General features: G+C 71.6%; 22 protein-coding genes and 1 pseudogene. 20 read left to right on the top strand and 3 right to left on the bottom strand.

Annotated elements, in window-relative coordinates:
• From LG632_RS14125 to LG632_RS14105, 5 genes and pseudogenes are all read left to right on the top strand, one after another.
• Positions 1–706: pseudogene (locus LG632_RS14125) on the top strand (serine/threonine protein kinase); the annotation flags it as partial.
• An 82-nt stretch (positions 707–788) separates the two neighbouring features.
• Positions 789–1,988, top strand: coding sequence for a cyclic dehypoxanthinyl futalosine synthase (gene mqnC / locus LG632_RS14120; protein WP_226727389.1), 1,200 nt, complete (start codon positions 789–791; stop codon positions 1,986–1,988).
• 13 nt (positions 1,989–2,001) lie between these two features.
• Complete coding sequence (locus LG632_RS14115; protein WP_226727388.1) at positions 2,002–2,616, top strand: imidazolonepropionase-like domain-containing protein; 615 nt, start codon at positions 2,002–2,004, stop codon at positions 2,614–2,616.
• 114 nt (positions 2,617–2,730) lie between these two features.
• Positions 2,731–3,429, top strand: coding sequence for a demethylmenaquinone methyltransferase (locus tag LG632_RS14110; RefSeq protein ID WP_226727387.1), 699 nt, complete (start codon positions 2,731–2,733; stop codon positions 3,427–3,429).
• A gap of 6 nt (positions 3,430–3,435) precedes the next feature.
• Positions 3,436–4,368, top strand: a complete 933-nt coding sequence (locus tag LG632_RS14105) for a glutaminase (protein ID WP_226727386.1) — start codon at positions 3,436–3,438, stop codon at positions 4,366–4,368.
• 13 nt (positions 4,369–4,381) lie between these two features.
• Here the strand turns inward: LG632_RS14105 and LG632_RS14100 are convergent, their stop codons facing one another.
• Positions 4,382–4,918: a GNAT family N-acetyltransferase gene (locus LG632_RS14100; RefSeq protein WP_226727385.1), complete on the bottom strand. Its 537-nt coding sequence runs from the start codon at positions 4,916–4,918 to the stop codon at positions 4,382–4,384.
• 98 nt (positions 4,919–5,016) lie between these two features.
• Here LG632_RS14100 and LG632_RS14095 point away from each other — a divergent pair, with 98 nt between their 5' ends.
• On the top strand, positions 5,017–6,300 hold the full coding sequence (locus tag LG632_RS14095; RefSeq protein ID WP_226727384.1) for a geranylgeranyl reductase family protein: 1,284 nt from the start codon (positions 5,017–5,019) through the stop codon (positions 6,298–6,300).
• Positions 6,301–6,352: 52 nt separating this feature from the next.
• On the opposite strand, the gene LG632_RS14090 is transcribed toward LG632_RS14095, so the two are convergent.
• On the bottom strand, positions 6,353–6,868 hold the full coding sequence (locus LG632_RS14090; protein ID WP_226727383.1) for a hypothetical protein: 516 nt from the start codon (positions 6,866–6,868) through the stop codon (positions 6,353–6,355).
• A 129-nt stretch (positions 6,869–6,997) separates the two neighbouring features.
• A complete protein-coding gene (locus LG632_RS14085; protein WP_226727382.1) occupies positions 6,998–7,834 on the bottom strand; it encodes a C40 family peptidase in 837 nt (278 codons plus the stop codon).
• 804 nt (positions 7,835–8,638) lie between these two features.
• Here LG632_RS14085 and LG632_RS14080 point away from each other — a divergent pair.
• Genes LG632_RS14080 through nuoN form a run of 14 tightly spaced genes read left to right on the top strand, consistent with a single transcriptional unit; the run spans position 8,639 to position 24,503 of the window.
• On the top strand, positions 8,639–8,998 hold the full coding sequence (locus LG632_RS14080; protein WP_219667031.1) for an NADH-quinone oxidoreductase subunit A: 360 nt from the start codon (positions 8,639–8,641) through the stop codon (positions 8,996–8,998).
• Positions 8,999–9,012: 14 nt separating this feature from the next.
• Positions 9,013–9,567, top strand: a complete 555-nt coding sequence (locus tag LG632_RS14075) for a NuoB/complex I 20 kDa subunit family protein (protein ID WP_226727381.1) — start codon at positions 9,013–9,015, stop codon at positions 9,565–9,567.
• Complete coding sequence (locus tag LG632_RS14070) at positions 9,564–10,283, top strand: NADH-quinone oxidoreductase subunit C (RefSeq protein ID WP_226727380.1); 720 nt, start codon at positions 9,564–9,566, stop codon at positions 10,281–10,283. Before LG632_RS14075 ends, LG632_RS14070 begins: the two co-directional genes overlap by 4 nt.
• Positions 10,283–11,635, top strand: a complete 1,353-nt coding sequence (locus LG632_RS14065; protein ID WP_226727379.1) for an NADH-quinone oxidoreductase subunit D — start codon at positions 10,283–10,285, stop codon at positions 11,633–11,635. The genes LG632_RS14070 and LG632_RS14065 overlap by 1 nt, the downstream gene beginning before the upstream one ends.
• Positions 11,632–12,378 carry an NADH-quinone oxidoreductase subunit NuoE gene (gene nuoE / locus LG632_RS14060; protein ID WP_226727378.1) on the top strand — a complete coding sequence of 249 codons (747 nt, stop codon included), beginning with the start codon at positions 11,632–11,634 and terminating at the stop codon, positions 12,376–12,378. The genes LG632_RS14065 and nuoE overlap by 4 nt, the downstream gene beginning before the upstream one ends.
• Positions 12,378–13,754 carry an NADH-quinone oxidoreductase subunit NuoF gene (nuoF, locus tag LG632_RS14055; RefSeq protein WP_226727377.1) on the top strand — a complete coding sequence of 459 codons (1,377 nt, stop codon included), beginning with the start codon at positions 12,378–12,380 and terminating at the stop codon, positions 13,752–13,754. The genes nuoE and nuoF overlap by 1 nt, the downstream gene beginning before the upstream one ends.
• Positions 13,751–16,264, top strand: coding sequence for an NADH-quinone oxidoreductase subunit G (locus LG632_RS14050; protein WP_226727376.1), 2,514 nt, complete (start codon positions 13,751–13,753; stop codon positions 16,262–16,264). Before nuoF ends, LG632_RS14050 begins: the two co-directional genes overlap by 4 nt.
• Positions 16,261–17,634 (top strand): NADH-quinone oxidoreductase subunit NuoH, encoded by a 1,374-nt coding sequence (gene nuoH / locus LG632_RS14045; protein WP_226727375.1) that lies wholly within the window; start codon positions 16,261–16,263, stop codon positions 17,632–17,634. Before LG632_RS14050 ends, nuoH begins: the two co-directional genes overlap by 4 nt.
• A gap of 60 nt (positions 17,635–17,694) precedes the next feature.
• Positions 17,695–18,222: an NADH-quinone oxidoreductase subunit NuoI gene (gene nuoI / locus LG632_RS14040; RefSeq protein WP_374203477.1), complete on the top strand. Its 528-nt coding sequence runs from the start codon at positions 17,695–17,697 to the stop codon at positions 18,220–18,222.
• The gene (locus LG632_RS14035) at positions 18,219–19,034 is read left to right on the top strand and encodes an NADH-quinone oxidoreductase subunit J (protein ID WP_226727373.1); all 816 of its coding nucleotides are present in this window, start codon (positions 18,219–18,221) and stop codon (positions 19,032–19,034) included. The genes nuoI and LG632_RS14035 overlap by 4 nt, the downstream gene beginning before the upstream one ends.
• A complete protein-coding gene (nuoK, locus tag LG632_RS14030) occupies positions 19,031–19,330 on the top strand; it encodes an NADH-quinone oxidoreductase subunit NuoK (protein WP_226727372.1) in 300 nt (99 codons plus the stop codon). Before LG632_RS14035 ends, nuoK begins: the two co-directional genes overlap by 4 nt.
• A gap of 13 nt (positions 19,331–19,343) precedes the next feature.
• Complete coding sequence (nuoL, locus tag LG632_RS14025) at positions 19,344–21,284, top strand: NADH-quinone oxidoreductase subunit L (protein ID WP_226727371.1); 1,941 nt, start codon at positions 19,344–19,346, stop codon at positions 21,282–21,284.
• A 1-nt stretch (position 21,285) separates the two neighbouring features.
• Positions 21,286–22,857, top strand: a complete 1,572-nt coding sequence (locus LG632_RS14020; protein WP_226727370.1) for an NADH-quinone oxidoreductase subunit M — start codon at positions 21,286–21,288, stop codon at positions 22,855–22,857.
• Positions 22,854–24,503 (top strand): NADH-quinone oxidoreductase subunit NuoN, encoded by a 1,650-nt coding sequence (gene nuoN / locus LG632_RS14015; RefSeq protein WP_226727369.1) that lies wholly within the window; start codon positions 22,854–22,856, stop codon positions 24,501–24,503. Before LG632_RS14020 ends, nuoN begins: the two co-directional genes overlap by 4 nt.
• Positions 24,504–24,522: the final 19 nt, after the last annotated feature.

Here is a 24,522-nt window from a genome sequence, read left to right as displayed (position 1 = left end):
CTCCGCGGGCCCCTACGGCGCGCCGACGCAGACCGGAGGCAACCCGGCCGGCGCGGTGCCCGGGCAGCGCACGGGCGCCCCCGCCGAGGCCGGCGAGGGCGGCAGCGGCCGCCGGATGACCATGTCGGCGGCGGGGCGCCGCTTCAGCTGCACGGTGGTCCTGGCCGGGGCGGCGGTCTTCGCCCTGGTCCTCGGCGGCCTGTGGAAGACGGGCCTGCTGCCGGGCACGGGCGGCAAGGACCAGGTCGGCGACAACACGGCCCGGCCGCCGGTCGCGACGGCGCCCACGGACGGCGGATCGGGAGCGGCGTCGCCGTCGGCCTCGGGGCCGGGGCCCGCGCGGGACACGGTCCCGGAGGCCCTGATCGGCACGTGGAAGGGCTCGGTGACGACGAACCTCGGCGTCCCGTCCACGTTCGAGATCACCATCAAGGCGGGCCGCAAGGGCGAGGTGGTCGGCCGGGACAAGTCGGTGATCGACCTGCTGGGGACGACGTACGACTGCAGCGGGCAGTGGAAGCTGGCCTCCGCCACCGACCGCTCCGTGGTGCTGGACACCGCGGGCGGCCCGAACCCGCACCCCGGCATCTGCGCGGGCGGCTCGGCGAACGAGCGCTTCACCCTCAACGAGGGCGGCACCCTGCACTACAAGTCGGGGGATCGGGCGGCGGGCAACCCGGAGGGCGACCTGACCCGAAGCCCCTGAACCGAGCCGCTGGAGGGGCCTGGCGTAGGCTGGGGCGGTCCGCACGCACCCCTAGACACATCCGCCGAAAGGTGACGCACCGGTGACCGACCAGGCCGCTCTCCAGTCTGTCCTCGACCGTGCCGCCGAAGGGGGCCGGATCACGCCGGAGGAGGCGCTCGACCTCTACCGCCACGCGCCGCTGCACGCCCTCGGCTCCGCCGCGGACGCCGTGCGCCGGCGGCGCTACGCGGGTACCGAGCACATCGCGACGTACATCATCGAGCGCAACATCAACTACACCAACGTGTGCGTGACGGCGTGCAAGTTCTGCGCGTTCTACGCCGCCCCGAAGGACACCGGGAAGGGCTGGAGCCGCGACCTCGACGACATCCTGCGCCGCTGCGCGGAGACCGTCGAACTGGGCGGCACCCAGGTGATGTTCCAGGGCGGCCACCACCCGGACTACGGCGTGGAGTACTACGAGGAGCACTTCTCGGCCATCAAGAAGGCGTTCCCGCAGCTGGTCATCCACTCCCTCGGCGCGTCCGAGGTCGAGCACATGGCGCGGATCTCCGGGGTCTCGGCGCAGGAGGCGATCCGCCGGATCCACGCGGCCGGCCTGGACTCGTTCGCGGGCGCCGGCGCCGAACTCCTGCCGGAGCGGCCGCGCAAGGCGATCGCGCCGCTGAAGGAGTCGGGCGAGCGCTGGCTGGAGATCATGGAGCTGGCCCACAACCTGGGTGTGGAGTCCACCTCCACGATGCTCATGGGCACGGGCGAGACCAACGCCGAGCGGATCGAGCACCTGCGGATGATCCGCGACGTGCAGGACCGGACCGGCGGCTTCCGAGCCTTCATCCCGTACACGTACCAGCCGGAGAACAACCGCCTGAAGGGCCGCACGCAGGCGACGGTCTTCGAGTACCTGCGGATGATCGCGGTCGCGCGGCTGTTCCTGGACAACGTGGCGCACATCCAGGGCTCCTGGCTCACGGTCGGCAAGGAGGCCGGACAGCTGTCGCTGCACTACGGCGCCGACGACCTCGGCTCGGTGATGCTGGAGGAGAACGTGGTCTCCTCGGCGGGCGCCCGGCACCGCTCCAACCGCCTGGAACTGATCGACCTGATCCGCAAGGCGGGCCGGGTACCGGCGCAGCGCGCGACGACGTACGAGCACCTGGTCGTGCACGACGACCCGGCGAACGACCCGGTCGACGACCGCGTGGTCTCGCACATCTCGTCCACGGCGATCGAGGGCGGCACGGCGCACCCGGAGCTGAAGCTGCTGTCGGCGAACTGACCCCCGCGCCGAGATGCTGACGCTGCACGCCGCCGAGCTGGTCCTGCCCGGGGCCGGTCTGCCGCCGGTGCCCGGCGGGGCGGTCCTGGTCCGGGGCGCCGCCGTCGAGGCGGTGGGCCCCGAGGCGGAGCTCACGGCCGCCTGGCCGGGCGCGCGGGTCCGGCGCTGGCCGGGCCTGCTCACCCCGGGCCTGGTCCAGGCGTACGGCGTGGAGCTCCTGGAGGAGACCTACCACCCGGACCCCCGGGAGGCCGAGGCCCCGTGGCCGGCCCCCGGCCCGGGCGACACCACGCGCTGGAGCGGCAGCGCCCGCCGGGGCGTGCAACGGCTGCTGGCGCACGGCGTCGTCGCGGTGGCGGGCGCCTTCCGGCACCGCTGGGCGGCGGAAGCGGTGACCCGCTCGGGCCTGGTCCTGCTGCCCGCGGCGGCCCGCCCGGGCCCGGCGTCGCTGGACCCGCTGACGGGCTGCGCGACGGCGGCGGCGGCCTACCACGGCACCCTGACGCCGGGCGCCCCGGCGCACTTCGCGGCCTTCGCCGTCCCCGACGAGCCGGCGCTCCTGGCGCACGGCGCCTCGACCTGCACGGCCACGGTCGTCGCGGGCCGCCTGCTGCACCGCCGCCGCTGAGCCCCGTACGCGTCCGGCGCCGGGGAGCCGGTCCCCTTCGGTCCGCCGTGGTGTCCGCCTGCCAGAATGGCCCCGGAAACCCACCCGGACCGAGACGAGCGAGGCCGAACGCCAGTGACCCGTGCATCCCTGGACAAGCAGCCCCACGAAGTGGCCTCCATGTTCGACCGCGTCGCGGCGAACTACGACCTCACCAACGACGTCCTCTCCCTCGGCCAGGACCGGGTGTGGCGCAAGGCCGTCGCGCGGACCGTGGACGCCCGGCCCGGCCAGAAGGTGCTCGACCTCGCCGCCGGCACCGCCACCAGCAGCATGCCGTTCGCCCGCACCGGTGCGTACGTCGTGCCCTGCGACTTCTCCCTCGGCATGCTCCGCGAGGGCAAGAAGCGCTGCCCGTGGCTGCCGCTGACCGCCGGGGACGCGACGAAGCTGCCGTTCCGCGACGACACCTTCGACACCGTCACGATCTCCTTCGGACTGCGCAACGTCCAGGACACCGACGCCGCGCTGCGCGAGATGCTCCGCGTCACCAAGCCGGGCGGGCAGGTCGTCATCTGCGAGTTCTCGCAGCCGGTGTGGGGCCCGTTCCGGACGGTCTACCTCGAGTACCTCATGCGCGCCCTGCCGCCGGTGGCCCGCGCGGTGTCCTCCAACCCCGACGCCTACGTCTACCTCGCCGAGTCCATCCGCGACTGGCCGACCCAGCCGGAGCTGGCCGGCCTGATGCAGAAGGCCGGCTGGGGCAAGGTCGCGTGGCGCAACCTGACGGGCGGGGTCGTGGCCCTGCACCGCGGGTTCAAGCCGCAGGACTGACCGGCGGTGAGGAACGGCACCACCGCGCCGGACTACCCGGCCCTGCTGGAGCGGATCGCGGCCGACGTCGCCCCGCTCGTGGGGAGCGGGACCCCGGCCGAGTACATCCCGGCCCTGGCCGGCGTCGACCCGTACCAGTTCGGCATGGCCGTCGCCGACCTCGACGGCAACGTCCACGGCGTCGGGGACTGGCGGGTGCCGTTCTCGGCGCAGTCCGTCACCAAGGTCTTCGCCCTCGCCCTGGCCCTGGCCGAGGGCGGCGACAGCCTGTGGGAGCGGGTGGGCCGGGAACCGTCCGGCAACCCGTTCAACTCCCTGGTGCAGCTGGAGTACGAGAACGGCATTCCGCGCAATCCGTTCATCAACGCGGGCGCGCTGGTGGTGACGGACCGGCTCCAGACGCTCACGGGGGACGCCAGCAGCGAGCTGCTGGAGTTCCTGCGGCAGGAGAGCGGCAATCCCGACCTCGGCTTCGACGCCGAGGTCGCCGCCTCCGAGCACGAACACGGCGACCGCAACGCCGCCGTGGCCCACTTCATGGCCAGCTACGGCAACATCGACAACCCCGTGCCCGCCCTCCTCGACCACTACTTCTGGCAGTGCTCGATCGAGACGAGCTGCGCCGACCTGGCGCTGGCCGCCGGCTTCCTGGCCCGGCACGGGATCCGCGCGGACGGCACGCGGCTGCTGACCCGCAGCGAGGCCAAGCAGATCAACGCCGTGATGCTGACCTGCGGGACGTACGACGCGGCGGGCGAGTTCGCCTACCGCGTCGGCCTGCCCGGCAAGAGCGGCGTCGGCGGCGGCATCGTGGCCGTCGTCCCGGGCCTGTGCACCCTGGCCGTGTGGTCCCCCGGGCTGGACCGCCGGGGCAACTCGGTGGTCGGCGTGGCCGCCCTGGACCGCTTCACGACCCTGACGGGCCTGTCGGTCTTCTGAGCCCGGCGAGGCCCTACAGGGCCAGCCCGTACGTCCGGCCCCGGCCCGTCCCGGTCGGCAGCGGGAAGGACTCCTCGGGGGTCATGCCCAGGCGCCCGGCCACCGCGACCGACCGGGCGTTGCCCTCGTCGATGACCGCCACGACCCGCCGGACCCCGGCGGCCCGCAGCCGCTCCAGCGCCTGCCGCATGGCCGCGGCGACGTAGCCCCGCCCCCAGTGCGCCCGGCCCAGCCGCCAGCCGATCTCCAGCTCGCCGACCGGCCCCCACGTCCGGTCCCGCGGCCACGGCTGCGCCCCGGCGAAGCCCAGCACCTCACCGGTGGGGCCGAGCACGGTCCACAGGCAGTAGCCGAGTTGGGCGTCGTGCATCCGCTGGCGGGCGGTGAACTCCTCGTACGCCGACAACTCGGCGGGACCGCCCAGGAACTCCATGACCTCCGCGTCGGCGAAGGCCCGGTGCCAGGCGTGGGCGTCCTCGTCGGTCGGCACGCGCAGCGTCACGGCGGGAAGCGAAGTCGGCGAAGTCGGCGAGGTCGGCGAGCTTGTCATCAGGTGGCCCTTCGGGTTCGCGATCTCTCTCGCTGCATAGACTGCACATGTCCTGTGCCGATTGGGCACCCCTTGTCGAGCCTTCGGGAGACCCCGCAGTGACCGAGCCCCTCTCCGAACACACCGCGGATGTGATCGTCGTCGGGGCCGGGCCCGCCGGCTCCACCACCGCCTACTACCTGGCCAAGGCCGGTCTCGACGTCCTGCTGCTGGAGAAGACGGCGTTCCCGCGCGAGAAGGTGTGCGGTGACGGGCTCACCCCGCGGGCCACCAAGCAGCTGGTGGCGATGGGCATCGACATCTCCGAAGAGGCCGGCTGGCTGCGCAACAAGGGCCTGCGCATCATCGGCGGCGGCCAGCGGCTCCAGCTGGACTGGCCCGAGCTCGCCTCCTTCCCGGACTACGGACTCGTGCGCAAGCGCGACGACTTCGACGAGACCCTGGCCCGCCAGGCGCAGAAGGCCGGCGCCCGGCTGTACGAGCGCTGCAACGTCGGCGAGCCGATCCGCGACCCGCGCACCGGGCACATCACGGGCGTGCACGCCAAGCTCGGCGAGGACAAGCGGGCCGTCACCTTCCACGCCCCGCTGGTCGTCGCCGCCGACGGCAACTCCTCCCGGCTGTCGCTGGCCATGGGCCTGCACCGGCGCGAGGACCGCCCGATGGGCGTGGCCGTGCGCACGTACTTCACCTCGCCCCGGCACGACGACGACTACCTGGAGTCCTGGCTGGAGCTGTGGGACCGGCGCGGTCCGCAGGACCGGCTGCTGCCCGGCTACGGCTGGATCTTCGGCATGGGCGACGGCACGTCCAACGTCGGCCTCGGCATCCTCAACTCCTCCTCCGCCTTCCGCGAGCTGGACTGGCGCGAGGTCCTCAAGGCGTGGTGCGCCTCCATGCCCGAGGACTGGGGCTACACCCCGGAGAACATGACCCAGCCGATCCGCGGCGCGGCCCTGCCCATGGCCTTCAACCGGCAGCCGCACTACACCAAGGGCCTGCTGCTCGTGGGCGACGCCGGCGGGCTCGTCAACCCGTTCAACGGCGAGGGCATCGCCTACGCGATGGAGTCGGGCAGGATCGCCGCCGACGTCGTCGTCCAGGCCCACGCCCGGGCCACCCCGGCCCAGCGCGAACTGGCGCTGCACAACTACCCGAAGGTCCTCAAGGAGACCTACGGCGGCTACTACTCGCTGGGCCGCGCCTTCGTGAAGCTGATCGGCAACCCGGCCGTGATGAAGATCGCCACCCAGCGCGGGCTCACGCACCCGGTGCTGATGCGCTTCACGCTGAAGATGCTGGCCAACCTGACCGACCCGACCGGCGGCGACGCCATGGACCGGATCATCAACGGCCTGTCGAAGGTGGCGCCGCGCGCCTGACGCGTCCCGGCCGGCGCCGGCGCGCCCGCCGGAGCCGGCGGTCGCCCCGGGCCTACGCCGCGCGCTTGCGGCGCCCGGGGCGGCGGACGACCTCGTCCGACCAGCTGACCGGGACACCTCCGGCGAACAGCGACAAACCGCCCGCCAGTTCCGCCCCGACGAGGATCTCGCCGGGGCGGTGGGTGACGTACTCGTGGCGCCGCCCGTCGTGCAGGGTCACCCACACCGCCCGGTGCCGCGCGCCGAGCTCGACCGTGCCGACCTCGACCTCCCGTATGTCCGTCCAGGCGGCGTGGAAGCGGGCGGCCGGCAGCCGCAGGCCGCCGGCGTCGGCCCGCACCAGCGGCCGCAGGGCCGCCAGCACGCAGCCGGTGGTCAGCACGAGCCCGCACAGCAGGACGAGCAGGGAGACGCCCCAGCCGCCCAGCAGCATGGCCAGGTCGAAGCCGTGCGCCCAGGGGCGGGTGGTGGTGAGCAGCCAGCCGCCGAAGGCCAGCGAGCCGAGTCCGAGGGCGGCGGGGAGCCCGACCCCCTCGGCGTAGACCTCGTACGAGTCCGGTGCGTCCATGTGCCCACCCCTTTCGCATGGATGGTAGGGCCTGGGGCCGGACATGGCGAAGGGCCGGTACTCCACCCCCGAGCGGGGGAGTACCGGCCCTCGGCGGACCGTCAGCCGGAGCGGCCTCGCGGCGCGGCGTCAGAGGATGCGGCGCGCGCCGGTCGGCGGGTCGTAGCTCAGGGACTTCAGCGCCACACCGGTGCTGGAGTTCTGCGCGCCCACGAACTTGCCGCCGCCCACGTAGATGGCGACGTGGTACGCGCTGCCCGCGCTGCCCCAGTACAGGATGTCGCCGGGCTGCAGGGCGTCCAGGGAGACCTTGGTGCCCTTGAGCGACTGGTCCTGCGAGATGCGCGGCAGGGTGATGCCGACCTGGCGGTACGCGGCCTGGACCAGGCCGGAGCAGTCGTACGAGCCGGGGCCGGTACCGCCGGAGATGTAGGCCTTGCCGACCTGCGCCTTGACGAAGTTCACGATGGCGGCGGCGGAGCCGGTCGCCGGGGCCTTCACACCGGTGCCCGCTTCGGCGGTGGTGCCGGAGTCGGCGGAGCCGGAGCCGGAGAGCGTGGTGCGGGCGGAGTCCCGGGAGGCGCGGGCGGCGGCGGTCTGCGCCTCCTCCTTGGCCTTCTTCTCCGCGTCGGCCTTCTTCTGGGCCTCTTCCTTGGCCTTCTTGGCCTCGGCGGCGGCGCCGGTGCGGGCGCTCTCCTCAAGGGTGTTCAGTTCGCCCTGGAGGGCGGCGGCCTTGGAGTTGTCCGCGGCCGTGGTGACGGCGGAGGAGACCTCGGCGCTCAGGTCCAGGTCGAGGACCGGCATCTCGAGGGTCTCGGTCACGGGCTCGGCCGAGGGGGTCGCACTCGCCGTGCCGGCCATCGCCAGGGTGCTGAGAACGCCACCGGCAACTCCGGCGCGGACCGCGAGCTTCGTGGCGCTTCGACGGGGCTTCCGGTGGCTGGGTATGTGAGCGGTGTGGGACATGGGACAACCGCTATCAGGGCGCCGGGCTTCCCTTCAAGAAACGTGGTCTGCGCCACAGTTGCGGTCCGGAGGCCGCAACCGGGCGCGTCGCGGAGCTTATTGACGCCGTAACGGGCGAAACGGACACCCCTTCGCAGGCCTGTGATCATGGGCTTTCCGCAATAAGTCCGATTTGATCTGGCGCCTACCATCCCTGCGGACAGTTGGCCAAGCCCGGCTTTCGCGGCCGGATCCCGACGTGGCGCAGGTCACAGGAACGTCTCGTCGTGTCGGCGCCGTGGCTCCGCCGTGGCCGGCCCGTGATCTGTCCGTGCGGTCCCCGTGGGGGTCCGCGGCCGGGTCACGGGGCGTCCTGCGGCGGGTACGGAACGTCGCCGCCGCACTTCGTGAACGGGTGCACGCGGACGGTGGCGTCCACCCGCGTCCCCGCCTCCTCCCTCGACCGGGTGAGGGGAATCCCCATATCACCTGTTGTGCCGAGATCAAAATTTGCCTGTCCCCCTCATCCTTTGATAGGGCACACCCCTTCCTACCTGGGGTAACGCCCCCGGATGTCACCTTTGGTGATCAACTGGATGCTTCGCGTACGTAGATCACCACTCATCGGACTTGATGATCGTTCGTCAGGTGGTGGAGATCACAAACTCGGTGTTGTTACCCGTGTCGCAGATCACAGACCGGCGGGCATAGGATGCGCAGCAGTCCGGCTTGTGAACTGCCTCACATGTACCTGATCTTCGCGAGGTGTCCACGCGCCGGCGCAGCGGTCCAACGGTCAAGGACGACTGGAAGGAGCGAGGGAGCGTGAATGCGTACGCGCCCATCCTCGTGCTCGGCGCCCTAGGCGCAGGGTTTGCGATCTTCTCCGTGGTCATGGCCACGCTGATCGGCCCAAAACGGTACAACCGGGCAAAGCTTGAGGCATACGAGTGCGGCATCGAGCCGACCCCGCATCCGGCCGGCGGCGGCCGCTTCCCGATCAAGTACTACCTGACGGCGATGCTCTTCATCGTCTTCGACATCGAGATCGTCTTCCTCTACCCCTGGGCCGTCACCTTCGACGCCCTGGGGATCTTCGGGCTCGTCGAGATGCTGCTCTTCGTGCTCACCGTCTTCGTCGCCTACGCGTACGTCTGGCGGCGCGGCGGTCTGGAATGGGACTGAGGGGCTGAATTCCAATGGGACTGGAAGAGAAGCTGCCGAGCGGCTTCCTGCTGACCACCGTCGAACAGGCCGCGGGCTGGGTGCGCAAGTCATCCGTCTTCCCCGCCACCTTCGGCCTGGCCTGCTGCGCCATCGAGATGATGACGACGGGCGCCGGGCGCTACGACCTGGCGCGCTTCGGCATGGAGGTCTTCCGCGGCTCCCCGCGCCAGGCCGACCTGATGATCGTGGCCGGCCGGGTCAGCCAGAAGATGGCGCCGGTGCTGCGGCAGGTCTACGACCAGATGCCCGAGCCGAAGTGGGTCATCTCCATGGGCGTCTGCGCCTCCTCGGGCGGCATGTTCAACAACTACGCGATCGTCCAGGGCGTCGACCACATCGTCCCCGTGGACATCTACCTGCCCGGCTGCCCGCCCCGCCCCGAGATGCTGATGGACGCGATCCTCAAGCTCCACCACAAGATCCAGAACTCCAAGCTCGGCGTGAACCGCGAACAGGCGGCCCGTGAGGCGGAGGAAGCGGCCCTGAAGGCCCTCCCCACCATCGAGATGAAGGGGCTGCTCCGGTGAGCGAGAACCACGAGCCGGAGAACGGCCGTCCCCTGCCCGCCCCGCGCGGCTCCGCCGGCGAGGTCATCGGCGTGCGCACGGGCATGTTCGGCGCGAACGACGGCGGCGACACCAGCGGCTACGGCGGCCTCGTCCGCCCGGTGGTCCTGCCCGGCGCCACCGCCCGCCCGTACGGTTCGTACTTCGACGAGGTCGCCGACGAGCTCGAAGGCGCCCTGGAGGAGCAGGGGCTGGTCCCCGAGAACGCGATCGAGAAGACGGTCGTCGACCGCGGCGAGCTCACCTTCCACATCGCCCGCGAGCACCTCGTGCGCGTCGCCCGCACGCTGCGCGACGACCCGGCGCTGCGCTTCGAACTGTGCACCGGTGTCTCCGGCGTGCACTTCCCGCACGACAAGGGCCGCGAGCTGCACGCCGTCTACCACCTGCGCTCGATCACCCACGGCCGGCTGATCCGGCTGGAGGTCACGGCCCCCGACGCCGACCCGCACGTCCCGTCGCTGGTCGAGGTCTACCCCACCAACGACTGGCACGAGCGGGAGACCTACGACTTCTTCGGCCTGATCTTCGACGGGCACCCGGCCCTCACCCGGATCATGATGCCGGACGACTGGCAGGGCTTCCCGCAGCGCAAGGACTACCCGCTCGGCGGCATTCCCGTCGAGTACAAGGGCGCCCAGATCCCGGCTCCCGACCAGCGGAGGTCGTACAGCTGATGTCCACGTCGAACCACGCCGACCACGCCGCCGGGGCCGCCCGCGCCGCGTCCCGGGAGACCACCGAGGGCACCGTCTACACGGTGACCGGCGGCGACTGGGACGAGATCGTCCAGTCGGCGGCGAAGGCGGACGACGAGCGGATCGTCGTCAACATGGGGCCGCAGCACCCGTCCACCCACGGGGTGCTCCGGCTGATCCTGGAGATCGACGGCGAGACGGTCACCGAGGCCCGCTGCGGCATCGGCTACCTGCACACCGGGATCGAGAAGAACCTCGAATTCCGCAACTGGACGCAGGGCACCACCTTCGTCACGCGCATGGACTACCTGACGCCGTTCTTCAACGAGGCGGCGTACTGCCTGGCCGTGGAGAAGCTGCTCGGCATCACCGACCAGGTCCCCGACCGGGCCTCGATCGTCCGCGTGCTGCTGATGGAGCTCAACCGGATCTCCTCGCACCTGGTGTGCATCGCCACCGGCGGCATGGAGCTCGGCGCCACCACGATCATGATCTACGGCTTCCGGGACCGCGAGATGGTCCTCGACCTCTACGAGCTGATCACCGGCCTGCGCATGAACCACGCGTTCATCCGCCCCGGCGGGCTCGCCCAGGACCTGCCCCCGGGCGCCATGGAGAAGCTCCGCGAGTTCGTGAAGACGTTCAAGAAGAACCTGCCGGAGTACGACAAGCTCGCCACCGGCAACCCCATCTTCAAGGCCCGCATGCAGGACGTCGGCTACCTCGACCTCACCGGCTGCATGGCCCTCGGCGCCACCGGCCCCGTCCTGCGCTCCGCCGGACTCCCGCACGACCTGCGCAAGTCCGACCCGTACTGCGGCTACGAGACCTACGAGTTCGACGTGCCGACCACCGAGAGCTGCGACTCCTACGGGCGGTTCCTGATCCGCCTGGAGGAGATGCGCCAGTCCCTGCGGATCGTCGAGCAGTGCCTGGAACGGCTGGAGCCCGGCCCGGTCATGGTCGCCGACAAGAAGATCGCCTGGCCTGCGCAGCTCGCCATGGGCCCCGACGGGCTCGGCAACTCGCTCGACCACATCAGGAACATCATGGGCACCTCCATGGAGGCCCTCATCCACCACTTCAAGCTGGTGACCGAGGGCTTCCGCGTACCGGCCGGCCAGGCGTACGCGGCCGTCGAGTCGCCCAAGGGCGAGCTCGGCGCCCATGTCGTCTCCGACGGCGGCACCCGTCCCTACCGGGTCCACTTCCGCGACCCGTCCTTCACCAACCTGCAGGCCATGGCCGCGATGTGCGAGGGCGGCCAGGTCGCCGACGTCATCGTCGCCGTCGCCTCCATCGACCCCGTGATGGGAGGCGTCGACCGATGACACAGACTGGCCCGACGAGTCTGGGCATGCCGCAGCTCCCGGCCCCCGACTTCCCGGCGGACGTCCGCGCCCGGCTGGAGGCGGACGCCAAGGAGGTCGTCGCCCGCTACCCCGACAGCCGCTCCGCCCTGCTGCCGCTGCTGCACCTGGTGCAGTCGGAGGAGGGCTACGTCTCCCGCACCGGCATGCGGTTCTGCGCCGAGGTGCTGGGACTGACCACCGCCGAGGTCACCGCCGTCGCCACCTTCTACACGATGTACCGGCGCCGGCCCTCGGGCGAGTACCAGGTGGGCGTGTGCACCAACACCCTGTGCGCGGTCATGGGCGGCGACGCCATCTTCGAGGAGCTCAAGGAGCACCTCGGGGTCGGCAACAACGAGACCACCGAGGACGGCAAGGTCACCCTCGAACACATCGAGTGCAACGCGGCCTGCGACTTCGCCCCCGTGGTGATGGTCAACTGGGAGTTCTTCGACAACCAGACCCCCGCCTCCGCCAAGGCCCTCGTGGACGACCTGCGCGCCGGCCGCCCCGTCACCCCGACCCGGGGCGCGCCCCTGTGCACGTACAAGGAGACGGCCCGGATCCTGGCCGGCTTCCCCGACGAGCGCCCCGGCGCCGTCGAGGCCGGCGGCGGCGCGGGCCCCGCCTCCCTGGTGGGCCTGCGCCTCGCCCGCGGCGAGGCCCCGCCGGCGTCGATCGTCCACCCGCGCGGTGAGAACAGCCCCGAAGGAGGGGAGTGATGACCGTGGACTCCAAGGAAAGCCCGGGGGGCACCTCCCAGCCGGAGGCGGGGGGAGGTACGAGCCCCGAGAAGCTGCTCGCGCCCGTCCTGTCGGCCTTCTGGGACGACCCGCGGTCGTGGACGCTGGAGACCTACCGGCGGCACGAGGGCTACGAGGGCCTGCGCAAGGCCCTCGCGATGAGCCCCGACGACCTGATCGCCTACGTCAAGGACTCCGGACTGCGCGGCCGCGGCGGCGCCGGCTTCCCCACGGGCATGAAGTGGCAGTTCATCCCGCAGGGCGACAACAAGCCGCACTACCTGGTGGTCAACGCCGACGAGTCCGAGCCCGGCACCTGCAAGGACATCCCGCTCCTGTACGCCAACCCGCACTCGCTCATCGAGGGCATCGTGATCGCCTGCTACGCGATCCGCTCGCGGCACGCGTTCATCTACCTGCGCGGCGAGGTCGTCCCCGTGCTGCGCCGCCTGCACGAGGCGGTGCGCGAGGCGTACGAGGCCGGCTACCTCGGCAGCGACATCCTGGGCAGCGGCATGGACCTCGAACTCACCGTGCACGCGGGCGCCGGCGCGTACATCTGCGGTGAGGAGACCGCGCTGCTGGACTCCCTCGAAGGCCGGCGCGGACAGCCCCGGCTGCGTCCCCCCTTCCCCGCGGTGGAAGGCCTCTACGCCTGCCCCACCGTGGTGAACAACGTCGAGTCCATCGCGTCGGTTCCCGCGATCCTGCTCAAGGGCAAGGACTGGTTCAAGTCGATGGGGACCGAGAAGTCCCCCGGCTTCACCCTCTACTCGCTCTCCGGGCACGTCGCCAGCCCCGGCCAGTACGAGGCCCCGCTCGGCATCACCCTGCGCCAGCTGCTCGACATGAGCGGCGGGATGCGGCCCGGGCACCGGCTGAAGTTCTGGACCCCGGGCGGCTCCTCCACCCCGATGTTCACCGAGGAGCACCTCGACGTCCCGCTGGACTACGAGGGCGTGGGCGCGGCCGGCTCGATGCTCGGCACCAAGGCGCTGCAGTGCTTCGACGAGACCACCTGCGTGGTGCGGGCCGTCACCCGGTGGACCGAGTTCTACGCCCACGAGTCCTGCGGCAAGTGCACCCCGTGCCGCGAAGGCACCTACTGGCTGGTGCAGCTGCTGCGCGACATCGAGGCCGGCAAGGGCGTCATGTCCGACCTCGACAAGCTGGCCGACATCGCCGACAACATCAACGGCAAGTCCTTCTGCGCGCTCGGCGACGGCGCGGCCAGCCCCATCTTCTCCTCGCTGAAGTACTTCCGCGCGGAGTACGAGCAGCACGTCACGGGCAAGGGCTGCCCCTTCGACCCCAGGAAGTCGACCCTCTGGGCCGACACGGAGGTGAACGCATGACCGTCTCCACCGATGCGCCCGCCTCCGGGGGCGGCGAGGCCGCCCGGCCCCCCGAGGAACTGGTGTCGCTGACCATCGACGGCGTCCAGCTGTCCGTGCCCAAGGGCACCCTGGTCATCCGGGCCGCCGAGCAGATCGGCGTGGAGATCCCGCGCTTCTGCGACCACCCGCTGCTCGACCCGGCCGGCGCCTGCCGGCAGTGCATCGTCGAGGTCGAGGGCCAGCGCAAGCCGATGGCCTCGTGCACCATCACCTGCACCGACGGCATGGTGGTCAGGACCCAGCTCACCTCCGAGGTCGCCGACAAGGCGCAGCGCGGGGTGATGGAGCTGCTGCTCATCAACCACCCGCTGGACTGCCCGGTCTGCGACAAGGGCGGCGAGTGCCCCCTGCAGAACCAGGCGATGTCCCACGGCAACGCCGAGTCCCGCTTCGAGGGCCGCAAGCGCACCTACGAGAAGCCGGTACCGATCTCCGCGCAGGTGCTGCTGGACCGCGAGCGGTGCGTGCTGTGCGCGCGCTGCACCCGGTTCTCCAACCAGGTCGCCGGCGACCCGATGATCGAGCTGCTCGAACGCGGCGCGCTCCAGCAGGTCGGCACCGGCGAGGGCGACCCCTTCGAGTCGTACTTCTCCGGCAACACCATCCAGATCTGCCCGGTGGGCGCGCTGACCTCGGCGGCGTACCGGTTCCGCTCCCGCCCCTTCGACCTGGTCTCCTCGCCGAGCGTGTGCGAGCACTGCGCGGGCGGCTGCGCCACCCGCACCGACCACCGCCGCGGCAAGGTGCTGCGCCGGCTGGCGGCGCAGGACCCCGAGGTCAACGAGGAGTGGATCTGCGACAAGGGCCGCTTCGCCTTCCGCTACGCCCAGCGGCCGGACCGGCTGACCAGGCCGCTGGTCCGGGGCGCCGACGGCGTGCTGGCCGAGGCGAGCTGGCCGGAGGCGCTGGAGGCGGCCGCCCGGGGCCTGACGGCCGCGCGCGGCCGGGCCGGGGTGCTCACCGGCGGCCGGCTCACCGTCGAGGACGCCTACGCCTACGCCAAGTTCGCCCGGGTCGTGCTCGACACCAACGACATCGACTTCCGGGCCCGGGTGCACAGCGCCGAGGAGGCGGACTTCCTGGCCGCGACCGTGGCCGGCCGCGGCGTCGACCTCGGCGGGGGCGGGCTCACGTACGCCGCGCTGGAGGCGGCCCCGGCCGTGCTGCTGGTGGGCATCGAGGCCGAGGAGGAGGCCCCCGGCGTCTTCCTGCGGCTGCGCAAGGCCCACCGCAAGCGCAGGCAGCGGACCTTCGCGCTGGCGCCGTACGCCACCCGCGGGCTGGCCAAGGCCGGCGGCACCCTGCTGGCCGCCGCGCCCGGCACCGAGCCGGAGTGGCTGGACGCCCTGGCCGCCCGTACCGGGCTGGAGCAGGGCGGCGAGGCCGCCGCCGAGGCCCTGCGGCAGCCGGGCGCGGTCATCGTCGTCGGTGAGCGCCTGGCCGCCGTGCCGGGCGCGCTGACCGCCGCGGTCCGCGCGGCCACCGCGACCGGGGCCACCTTGGTGTGGATCCCGCGCCGGGCCGGTGAGCGGGCCGCGATCGAGGCGGGGGCGCTGCCCTCGCTGCTGCCGCACGCCCGCCCGGCCACCGACCCGCGGGCCCGCGAGGAGGTGGCCCGGGCCTGGGGCCTGTCCGAACTGCCGCACCGCTACGGCCGGGACACCGGCCAGATCGTCGAGGCGGCGGCGGGTGGCGAGCTGCGCGCCCTGCTGGTCGGCGGCGTCGAGATCGCCGACCTGCCCGACCCGGCCCGGGCCCGGCAGGCGCTCGCCGAGGCCTTCGTGGTCTCGCTGGAGCTGCGCCCGAGCGAGGTGACCGAGCACGCGGACGTGGTCCTGCCGGTGGCGGCGGTCGCCGAGAAGCCGGGCACGTTCATCAACTGGGAGGGCCGGGTGCGGATGTTCGAGGCCGCCCTCAAGCCCGACCAGATGACCCGCCCGCTGGCCCCGCCGGACGTCCGCGTCCTGGACCGGCTGGCCGACGCGGCGGACCACCGGCTCGGCCTGCCCGACGCGCACGCCGCGCGCCGCGAGCTCGACGCGCTCGGGCCGTGGACCGGCGAGCGCGCCTCGCAGCACCCCGCGGACGCCCGGCCGGTGCCCCGCCCGGGCAGCGGCGAGGCGGTCCTCGCCGGCCACCGGCTGCTCCTCGACCAGGGCCTGCTCCAGCAGGGCGACGACGCGCTGGCCGCCACCCGGCACGCGGCCCCGGCCCGGCTGTCGGCGGCCACCGCCGCCGAGACGGGCGTGAAGGACGGCGACGTCCTGGCGGTCACCGGCCCGGCCGGCACGGCCACCTTCCCGCTCCAGGTGACGGTCATGCCGGACCGGGTGGTCTGGCTCCCGATGAACTCCACCGGCGGCGGGGTCACCGCGGACACCGGCGCCCGCCCGGGCGAACTGGTCCGCATCGGTCCGGCGGTCCCGCCCGCCGGCAGCAGCGACGCCACAGCGGAGGTGGAGGCGTGAACCCGGTACCCGGCGACGTGGTGCAGCTTGCGGCCGAGGACCTGTCCCTGTTCGGCCGGGACGTGTGGTGGCTGGTGGTCCTGAAGGCCGTGTTCTGCTTCGCCTTCCTGATGGTCACCGTGCTGATCTCCATCGTGTGGGAGCGCAAGGTGGTGGCCTGGATGCAGCTGCGCATCGGGCCCAACCGGCACGGCCCGTGGGGCATGCTCCAGTCCCTCGCCGACGGCGTGAAGCTCATGCTGAAGGAGGACGTGGTCGTCAAGCGGGCCGACAAGGTGGTCTACGTGCTGGCCCCGATCGTCGCGGCGATCCCGGCCTTCATGGCGATCGCGGTGATCCCGTTCGGCCCGTCCGGCAACGAGGTCTCCATCTTCGGCCAGCGCACCACCATGCAGCTGACCGACCTGCCGATCGCCGTGCTGTACATCCTGGCGGTCGCCTCCGTCGGCATCTACGGCATCGTGCTCGCCGGCTGGTCGTCGGGGTCGACGTACCCGCTGCTCGGCGGCCTGCGCTCGTGCGCGCAGATGATCTCCTACGAGATCGCGATGGGCGCGGCCTTCGCCTCGGTCTTCCTCTACTCCGGCTCGATGTCCACCTCGGCCATCGTGGAGGCGCAGGCCGACCGCTGGTACATCGTGCTGCTGCCGGTGTCCTTCCTCATCTACGTCGTCACGATGGTCGGTGAGACCAACCGGGCGCCGTTCGACATGCCGGAGTCCGAGGGCGATCTGGTCGGCGGCTTCAACACCGAGTACTCGTCGATCAAGTTCGCGATGTTCATGCTCGCCGAGTACGTCAACATGGTCACCGTCTCGGCGGTCGCCACCACCTTGTTCCTGGGCGGCTGGCGGGCCCCGGCGCCGATCTCCACGTACTGGGAGGGCGCGAACCACGGCTGGTGGCCGCTGCTCTGGTTCGTGATCAAGGTGCAGCTGCTGCTGTTCTTCTTCATCTGGCTGCGCGGCACGCTGCCGCGCGTGCGCTACGACCAGCTGATGAAGCTCGGCTGGAAGGTGCTGATCCCGGTCTCCGTGGTCTGGCTGATGCTGGTGGCCACCGTCCGGGCGCTGCGCAACGAGGCCTACCAGTTCGGCGACATCGTCCTGTACGTCGGCGGCGGCGTGGTCGCCGTGCTCCTGCTCTCCCTCGTCGTGGACCTCTTCCGCGACCGCAAGGAGAAGGCGGCCGCCACCCGGGCCGGCACCGCAGCGCAGGGCCAGGCCTTCGACCCGATGGCGGGCGGCTTCCCGGTCCCGCCGAAGCCCGGCCAAGTGGCCGCACCCGTACCGCGCCGCCGGCCGCGTACGGACCGGGAACTGATCGCCAGCGGCGGGGCGAACGCCGACAGCGACCGAGAGGAGGGCTGAGAGGTGTCTGACGAACAGTGGCAGAACCCCGTGGCCGGCTTCGGCGTGACCTTCAAGGCCATGTTCAAGAAGCGGCTCACGGAGCAGTACCCCGAGCAGAAGAAGACCACGGCGCCGCGCTTCCACGGCCGCCACCAGCTCAACCGGCACCCGGACGGGCTGGAGAAGTGCGTCGGGTGCGAGCTGTGCGCCTGGGCCTGTCCCGCCGACGCCATCTACGTGGAGGGCGCGGACAACACGGAGGAGGAGCGCTACTCCCCGGGTGAGCGCTACGGGCGCGTCTACCAGATCAACTACGCCCGCTGCATCCTGTGCGGCCTGTGCGTCGAGGCGTGCCCGACCCGGGCGCTGACCATGACCAACGAGTTCGAACTGGCCGACTCCAGCCGCGCCTCGCTCATCTACACCAAGGAGCAGCTGCTGGCCGGGCTGACCGAGGGCATGGTCGAGGCGCCGCACGCGATGTACCCGGGCACGGACGAGCAGGACTACTACCGCGGCCGGGTGACGGGCGCCGCGCCCGGCACCGAGCGGCAGGTGCCCCTCTCCCAGGGCGAGAAGCCCGAGGAAGAGGGGGTGGACGCGTGAGCGCGCTCGCCGCCGCGGCCTCCACCGGCGAGGCCGTGCAGTTCTGGGTCCTCGGCACGATCGCCGTGATCGGCGCGCTGTGCACGATCCTGATGAAGAAGGCCGTGCACAGTGCGCTGTGCCTGGCCGGGACGATGATCGTCCTGGCGGTCTTCTACCTCGCCAACGGGGCGTACTTCCTGGGCGTCGTCCAGGTCGTCGTCTACACCGGCGCCATCATGATGCTCTTCCTGTTCGTGGTCATGCTGGTCGGCGTCACCGCCGCCGACTCGCTGAAGGAGACCCTCAAGGGGCAGCGCTGGCTGGCCGTCCTGTGCGGGCTCGGCTTCGGCATCCTGCTGATCTCCGGCATCCGCCACGCCCAGCTGAACCACTTCAACGGGCTCGGCCGGGTCAACGCCGGCGGCCAGGTGGAGGGGCTCGCGGAGCTGATCTTCACCAAGTACGTCTTCGCCTTCGAGATCACCGGCGCCCTGCTGATCACCGCGGCCGTCGGCGCGATGGTGCTCACCCACCGCGAGCGCACCGAACGGGCCGCCACCCAGCGGGAGCTGGCCGAGCGGCGCGTGCGCGAGGGCGTCCAGCTCCCGCCGCTGCCCGCCCCCGGCGTCTACGCCCGGCACAACGCGGTGGACGTCCCCGGCCTGCTGCCCGACGGCACTCCGGCCGAGCTCAGCGTCAGCCGGACGCTGCGCGCCCGCGGCCAGGTCCGCGACGTGTCGGGGCAGGCGCTGGAGGACCTCAAGGCGCTGGAGCAGGCCTCGGCCGAGCGGCTGGGCCGGGACAACTCCCGTGAGGAGGCCTCGAAGTGAATCCGGTCAACTACCTGTACCTCGCGGCGCTGCTGTTCACCATCGGCGCGGCCGGCGTGCTGATCCGGCGGAACGCGATCGTGCTGTTCATGTGCGTCGAGTTGATGCTCAACGCCTGCAACCTCGCGTTCGTCACGTTCTCCCGGATGCACGGCAACCTCGACGGCCAGATCATCGCCTTCTTCACGATGGTCGTCGCCGCGGCGGAGGTCGTGGTGGGCCTGGCGATCATCGTGTCGCTGTTCCGTACCCGCCACTCGGCCTCGGTCGACGACGCCAGCCTGATGAAGCTGTAAGGGGTCCCTCACAGTGGAGAATCTCATTGCGCTGCTCGTCGCGGCGCCCCTGCTCGGAGCGGCGGTGCTGCTCTGCGGCGGCCGCCGCCTCGACAAGACCGGCCACTGGCTCGGCACCCTGCTCGCCGCCGTCTCGTTCGGCATCGGCGCGGTCCTGTTCGCGGACATGCTGGGCAAGGGCGCCGAGGACCGGGCCCTGCACCAGAAGCTGTTCAGCTGGATCCCGGTCGAGGGCTTCCAGGCGGACGTCGCCTTCCAGCTCGACCAGCTGTCCATGACGTTCGTGCTGCTGATCAGCGGCGTGGGCACGCTCATCCACCTGTACTCGGTCGGGTACATGGAGCATGACGAGCGCCGCCGCCGCTTCTTCGGCTACCTGAACCTCTTCCTCGCGGCGATGCTGCTGCTCGTCCTCGCCGACAACTACCTGCTGCTGTACGTCGGCTGGGAGGGCGTGGGCCTCGCCTCGTACCTGCTCATCGGCTTCTGGCAGCACAAGCCCAGCGCGGCGACCGCCGCGAAGAAGGCGTTCCTGGTCAACCGGGTCGGCGACATGGGCCTGTCGATCGCGATCATGCTGATGTTCACGACGTTCGGCACGTTCGCCTTCGGGCCGGTGCTCTCCTCGGTCGGCGAGACCTCCGAGGGCACCCTCACCGCCATCGGCCTGATGCTGCTGCTGGCCGCGTGCGGCAAGTCGGCGCAGGTCCCGCTGCAGTCCTGGCTCGGCGACGCGATGGAGGGCCCGACCCCGGTCTCGGCCCTGATCCACGCGGCCACCATGGTCACCGCCGGCGTCTACCTGATCGTCCGGTCCGGCGCGATCTTCAACGCCTCGCCGGACGCGCAGCTGGTGGTGGCGATCGTCGGCGCGGTGACGCTGCTCTTCGGTGCGATCGTCGGTTGCGCGAAGGACGACATCAAGAAGGCGCTGGCCGGCTCGACCATGTCGCAGATCGGCTACATGGTGCTGGCCGCGGGCCTCGGCCCGATCGGGTACGCCTTCGCGATCATGCACCTGGTCACCCACGGCTTCTTCAAGGCCGGGCTCTTCCTCGGCGCCGGCTCGGTCATGCACGCCATGAACGACGAGGTCGACATGCGCAAGTACGGGGGCCTGCGGAGGTACATGCCGGTCACCTTCGCGACGTTCGGCCTCGGCTACCTGGCGATCATCGGCTTCCCCGGGCTGTCCGGCTTCTGGTCCAAGGACAAGATCATCGAGGCGGCCTTCGCCAAGGGCGGCACCGAGGGCTGGATCCTGGGCGGCGTGGCCCTGCTGGGCGCGGCGATCACCGCGTTCTACATGACCCGCGTGATGCTCATGACCTTCTTCGGCGAGAAGCGCTGGCAGCCGGCGCCCGACGCGGACACGGCGCCCAGCGCCGAGCCGGCCGCCGAGCACCGGGCGGGCGAGCTGCCCCACCCGCACGAGTCCCCGAAGACCATGACGATCCCGATGATCGTGCTGGCCTTCGGCTCGGTGTTCGCGGGCGGGCTGTTCAGCCTGAACGAGTCCTTCGTGAAGTGGCTGGAGCCGGTCACCTCCTTCGAGCACGGCCACCCGCCGATCGGCGCGGCGGCCGTCACGGGCGCCACCGTCGTGGCCCTGATCGCCGGCGTCGGGATCGCGTACGCGATGTACGGCCGCCGGCCCGTGCCGGTCGTGGCCCCGCGCGGCAGCGTCCTGACCCGGGCCGCCCGGCGGGACCTGCTCCAGGACGACTTCAACCACGTCGTGCTGGTGCGCGGCGGCGAGCACCTGACCCGCTCGCTCGTGTACGTCGACCACAGCCTGGTCGACGGAGTGGTCAACGGGACGGCCGCCTCGGTCGGCGGGCTGTCGGGCCGGCTGCGCAAGCTGCAGAACGGCTACGCCCGCAGCTACGCGGTGTCGATGTTCGGGGGCACGGCGGTCCTGATCGCCGCGACCCTCCTGATGAGGGGGGTGTGAGATGGGATTCCCGCTGCTCACGCTGACGGCCGTGGTGCCCGCGGCCGGCGCGGTCCTCACGGCGGCCGTCCCGGCGGCCCGCAGGACCGCCGCCAAGTGGCTCGCCCTGCTGGTCTCGCTGGCGACGCTGGCGCTGGCCGTGCTCGTCGCGGTCCGCTTCGAGCCCGGCGGCGCCCGCTACCAGCTGACCGAGTCCCACTGGTGGATCAAGGACTTCGGGGTCCGCTACGCGCTGGGCGTCGACGGCATCGGGGTGGCGCTGATCGTGCTCACCGCGCTGCTGGTGCCGTTCGTGATCGCGGCCGGCTGGCACGACGCCGATCCCCTGGAGACCGCCTCGAAGCGGTGGCGGCCGACGCAGGGCTTCTTCGCCCTGATCCTGGCCGTCGAGGCGATGGTGATCATCTCGTTCGAGGCCACCGACGTCTTCCTCTTCTACATCTTCTTCGAAGCCATGCTCATCCCGATGTACTTCCTCATCGGCGGCTTCGGGGACCGGGCGCACAGCGGCTCGGACGAGAACGCGGCCGCGCAGCGGTCGTACGCGGCGGTCAAGTTCCTGCTCTACAACCTGGTCGGCGGTCTGATCATGCTGGCCGCGGTGATCGGCCTGTACGTGGTCGCCGGGAACTTCTCCCTCGTGGAGATCGCCGACGCCCGCGCCGCGGGCAAGCTGGACATGGCGACGAACACCGAACGGCTGCTGTTCCTCGGCTTCTTCTTCGCCTTCGCGGTGAAGGCCCCGCTGTGGCCGCTGCACACCTGGCTGCCGAACGCGATGGGGGAGGCCACCGCCCCGGTCGCCGTCCTGATCACCGCCGTGGTCGACAAGGTCGGCACCTTCGCGATGCTCCGCTTCTGCCTCGGCCTGTTCCCGGAGGCCAGCAAGTGGGCCACGCCGGTGATCCTGGTCCTGGCCCTGATCAGCATCGTCTACGGGGCGCTGCTCGCGGTCGGCCAGCGCGACATCAAGCGGCTGGTCGCCTACGCCTCGATCTCCCACTTCGGGTTCATCGTCCTGGGCATCTTCGCGATGACCAGCCAGGGCCAGTCCGGCGCCACCCTCTACATGGTCAACCACGGCCTGTCGACGGCGGCGCTGATGCTGGTGGCCGGCTTCCTGATCTCGCGGCGCGGCTCCCGGCTCATCGCCGACTACGGCGGCGTGCAGAAGGTGGCACCGGTGCTCGCCGGCACCTTCCTGATCGGTGGCCTGGCCACCCTGTCGCTGCCGGGGCTGGCGCCGTTCGTCAGTGAGTTCCTGGTCCTGGTGGGCACGTTCGCGCGCTATCCGGTGGTCGGCATCGTCGCGACCTTCGGCATCGTGCTCGCCGCGCTGTACACGCTGGTGCTCTACCAGCGCACCATGACCGGTCCGGTGAAGGAGGAGGTCAGCGGCATGCCGGACCTGCGCCTGCGCGAGCTGCTGGTGGTGGCGCCGCTGATCGTGCTGCTGATCGGCCTCGGCGTCTACCCGAAGCCCCTCACCGAGATCGTCAACCCGGCGGTGGAGCACACCCTGTCGGACGTGAAGCAGAAGGACCCCGCGCCGGAAGTGGAGGCGGCCAAGTGAGCCCGACAGCTGTCCACGGCCTGTGGACGACGGCCGCCGATCCGCTCGACCGGATCCCGGCCCCGCACATCGAGTACGCCCAGCTCGCCCCCACGCTCATCGTGGTCGGCGCGGCCGTGATCGGCGTCCTCGTCGAGGCCTTCGTCCCGCGCAGGGCCCGGTACCTGACGCAGGTGTTCCTCGCCTTCGCCGCGCTGGCCTCGGCCTTCGCGGCGGTGGTGGCGCTGGCCGGGGCCGGGTACGCCTCCGGCAAGGCGCAGATCGCCGCGATGGGCGCCATCGCGGTGGACGGACCCGCGCTGTTCCTGCAGGGCACCGTCCTGCTGGCGTCGGTCGTCGCGGTCTTCACCTTCGCCGAGCGGCGCCTGGACCCGGCCGCGCACGGCAACCGGGTCGACTCCTTCGCCGCGCAGGCGGCGTCCGTGCCGGGCAGCGAGAGCGAACAGGCGGCGGTGAAGGCCGGCTTCACCACCACGGAGGTCTTCCCGCTGGCGCTGTTCGCGATCGGCGGCATGCTGATCTTCCCGGCGGCGAACGACCTGCTGACCCTGTTCGTCGCGCTGGAGGTCCTCTCCCTCCCGCTGTACCTGCTGTGCGCCCTCGCCCGCCGCCAGCGGCTGATGTCGCAGGAGGCCGCGGTCAAGTACTTCCTGCTCGGTGCCTTCTCCTCGGCCTTCCTGCTGTTCGGCATCGCCTTGCTGTACGGCTACGCGGGCTCGGTCTCGTACGCCGCGATCGCGGACGTGGTCGACGGCACGGTGGCCCGGATGGACCCGGCGCTGGCCGCCACCATGGGCAACGACGCGCTGCTGCTGATCGGCGGGGCGCTGGTGCTGATGGGGCTGCTGTTCAAGGTGGGCGCCGTGCCGTTCCACATGTGGACCCCGGACGTCTACCAGGGCGCGCCGACGCCGGTGACGGGCTTCATGGCGGCGGCCACGAAGGTCGCGGCCTTCGGGGCCCTGCTGCGCCTTCTGTACGTCGTCCTGCCCGGCATGCGGTGGGACTGGCGGCCGGTGATGTGGGGCGTCGCGATCCTCACGATGCTGGCGGGCGCCGTCATCGCGGTGACCCAGACGGACGTCAAGCGCCTGCTGGCGTACTCCTCGATCGCCCACGCGGGCTTCATCCTCGCGGGTGTCATCGCCACGTCGAAGGACGGCGTCTCGTCGGTCCTGTTCTACCTGGGCGCCTACTCCTTCGTGACGATCGGCGCCTTCGCGGTGGTCACGCTGGTGCGCGACGCCGGTGGCGAGGCCACGCACCTGTCCAAGTGGGCGGGCCTGGGCCGGCGTTCGCCGCTGACCGCGGCGGTCTTCGCGGTCTTCCTGCTGGCGTTCGCGGGCATCCCGCTGACGTCGGGCTTCGCGGGCAAGTTCGCGGTGTTCAAGGCGGCGGCCGAGGGGGGCGCCGGCGCCCTGGTCGTGGTCGGTGTGATCTCCTCGGCGATCGCGGCGTTCTTCTACATCCGCGTCATCGTCCTGATGTTCTTCAGCGAGCCGAAGCCGGACGGCCCGACCGTGGCCGTGCCGTCGTTCCTGACGACGACCACGATCGCGGTCGGCGTGGCGGTCACGGTGGCACTGGGCCTGTTCCCCCAGTACTTCCTGGACCTGGCGGGCAGCGCGAGCACGTTCGTGCGCTGACCGCTTCCGCACGCGGCAG

Origin of the sequence: Streptomyces antimicrobicus (genome assembly GCF_020532625.1) — a bacterium.
GTDB lineage: Bacteria > Actinomycetota > Actinomycetes > Streptomycetales > Streptomycetaceae > Streptomyces > Streptomyces antimicrobicus.
Note: the sequence above shows the minus strand (reverse complement) of the source record. Positions and strands in the feature narration are given on the sequence as shown.

Bases quoted from the DNA above. Each gene is read 5' to 3' on its own strand.
- nuoF (WP_226727377.1), top strand. From the start codon at position 12,378: ATGACCGTGGACTCCAAGGAAAGCCCGGGGGGCACCTCCCAGCCGGAG.
- LG632_RS14115 (WP_226727388.1), top strand. From the start codon at position 2,002: ATGCTGACGCTGCACGCCGCCGAGCTGGTCCTGCCCGGGGCCGGTCTG.
- LG632_RS14065 (WP_226727379.1), top strand. From the start codon at position 10,283: ATGTCCACGTCGAACCACGCCGACCACGCCGCCGGGGCCGCCCGCGCC.
- LG632_RS14090 (WP_226727383.1), bottom strand. From the start codon at position 6,868: ATGGACGCACCGGACTCGTACGAGGTCTACGCCGAGGGGGTCGGGCTC.
- nuoI (WP_374203477.1), top strand. From the start codon at position 17,695: ATGTTCAAGAAGCGGCTCACGGAGCAGTACCCCGAGCAGAAGAAGACC.
- nuoE (WP_226727378.1), top strand. From the start codon at position 11,632: ATGACACAGACTGGCCCGACGAGTCTGGGCATGCCGCAGCTCCCGGCC.
- LG632_RS14020 (WP_226727370.1), top strand. From the start codon at position 21,286: ATGGGATTCCCGCTGCTCACGCTGACGGCCGTGGTGCCCGCGGCCGGC.
- LG632_RS14075 (WP_226727381.1), top strand. From the start codon at position 9,013: ATGGGACTGGAAGAGAAGCTGCCGAGCGGCTTCCTGCTGACCACCGTC.
- LG632_RS14050 (WP_226727376.1), top strand. From the start codon at position 13,751: ATGACCGTCTCCACCGATGCGCCCGCCTCCGGGGGCGGCGAGGCCGCC.
- LG632_RS14100 (WP_226727385.1), bottom strand. From the start codon at position 4,918: ATGACAAGCTCGCCGACCTCGCCGACTTCGCCGACTTCGCTTCCCGCC.
- LG632_RS14085 (WP_226727382.1), bottom strand. From the start codon at position 7,834: ATGTCCCACACCGCTCACATACCCAGCCACCGGAAGCCCCGTCGAAGC.